This window comes from Deinococcus pimensis DSM 21231 (genome assembly GCF_000519345.1).
In the GTDB taxonomy this organism is placed as follows: domain Bacteria; phylum Deinococcota; class Deinococci; order Deinococcales; family Deinococcaceae; genus Deinococcus_A; species Deinococcus_A pimensis.
The window spans coordinates 960-2,209 of sequence record NZ_KI912629.1 but is presented as its reverse complement, the minus strand read 5'-3'; the positions used below and the strand labels follow the sequence as shown (position 1 = coordinate 2,209).

The following is a 1,250-nucleotide window of genomic DNA, read 5'->3' as shown; positions in this document are numbered from 1 at the left end:
CGCCACGAGCGGGAAGACGTGCCCGGGACGGCGCAGGTCCTCCGGGCGGCAGGCGGGGTCCACGAGGGCGCGGACGGTGGCGGCCCGGTCGGGCGCGCTGATCCCGGTGGAGGTCGACACGTGGTCCACGCTCACCGTGAAGGCCGTGCCGTTCGGGTCGGTGCCGCGCTCCACCATGAGGGGCAGGTCCAGCGCGCGGGCCCGTTCGGGCGTGACGGCCACGCAGATCAGGCCGCGTCCCTCGCGCGCCATGAAATTCACGAGTTCGGGCGTGGCGAGTTCGGCGGGCAGGACGAGGTCGCCCTCGTTCTCGCGGTCCTCGTCGTCCACGAGGACGACCGGACGGCCCGCGCGGAGCTCGTCGAGGAGTTCGGGAACGGAGGCGAGGGTCATCCGACCACCCCGTCGGCCTCACGAACGGCGATGATCCGCTCCACGTACTTCGCCATCTGGTCCGCTTCCAGGTTCACGCGCGCGCCCGCGCGCCAGTCACGCAACGCCGTGACGTCGAGGGTGTGCGGCACGAGCCACAGGGTGAACTCCTGGGTTCGGAGGTCGTCCCGGCTCCCGGCGGGCCCGCCGACGTCTACGACGGTGAGGCTCACGCCGTCCACGGTGACGCTGCCCTTCGGCACGAGGTAGCGCGCGAGCGGCGCGGGCGCGCGGACGAGGACGGTGTACGCTCCGGGCTCGCGGGTGACGCTCACGATCTCGCCGACGCCGTCCACGTGGCCGCTCACGACGTGCCCGCCGAAGCGGCCCAAGGCGGTCATGGCGCGCTCCAGGTTCACCAGGGCGCCCTCACGCCAGCGCGGCGCGGTCTTCGCGACCGTCTCGCGGGAGAGCTCCACGGTGAAGGCCCGCTCGTCCCAGCTCACGACGGTGAGGCACGCGCCGCTCACGGCGATACTCTCGCCGAGGGTGAGGTCGGTCCACATGCGTGCGGGCGCGACGGTGACGCGCACGAGGCCCCCGTGGTCCTCGGCGCGGGTGACGGTGCCGGTCTGTTCGACGATGCCGGTGAACATTCAGTGACCTCCGGAAAGGGAGAGCGCGTGGGAGGAGGGCGGGACGGTGGGCACGTCGTGGAGGAGGCCGCGCACGAGGAAGTCTCGCCCGACGGTCTCCACGGTGACGCCCCTGAGGTCGCGGGCGGCGTCCATGCCCGCCACGCCGGGCACGTGCAGGGGCGGGAGGCCGTCCCCGAGCAGGCGCGGCGCGAGGAAGGCGCGGACCTCGTCGACGAGGTC

The 1,250-nt window shown here is 73.4% G+C and carries 2 protein-coding genes and 1 pseudogene; all 3 read right to left on the bottom strand.

Annotated elements, in window-relative coordinates:
- Positions 1-393: 3,4-dihydroxy-2-butanone-4-phosphate synthase (locus DEIPI_RS0103780; protein ID WP_027480909.1), on the bottom strand; the 393-nt coding region annotated here is incomplete at its 3' end.
- Positions 390-1,028 (bottom strand): riboflavin synthase, encoded by a 639-nt coding sequence (locus tag DEIPI_RS0103775; protein WP_027480908.1) that lies wholly within the window; start codon positions 1,026-1,028, stop codon positions 390-392. The genes DEIPI_RS0103780 and DEIPI_RS0103775, both read right to left, overlap by 4 nt.
- Positions 1,029-1,250 (bottom strand): annotated as a pseudogene (locus DEIPI_RS38870) (hypothetical protein); the annotation flags it as partial. It abuts the gene before it with no gap.

What these genes read in the sequence shown, in the direction of transcription:
- DEIPI_RS0103775 (WP_027480908.1), bottom strand. Translation starts at nt 1,028, where the DNA reads ATGTTCACCGGCATCGTCGAACAGACCGGCACCGTCACCCGCGCCGAG.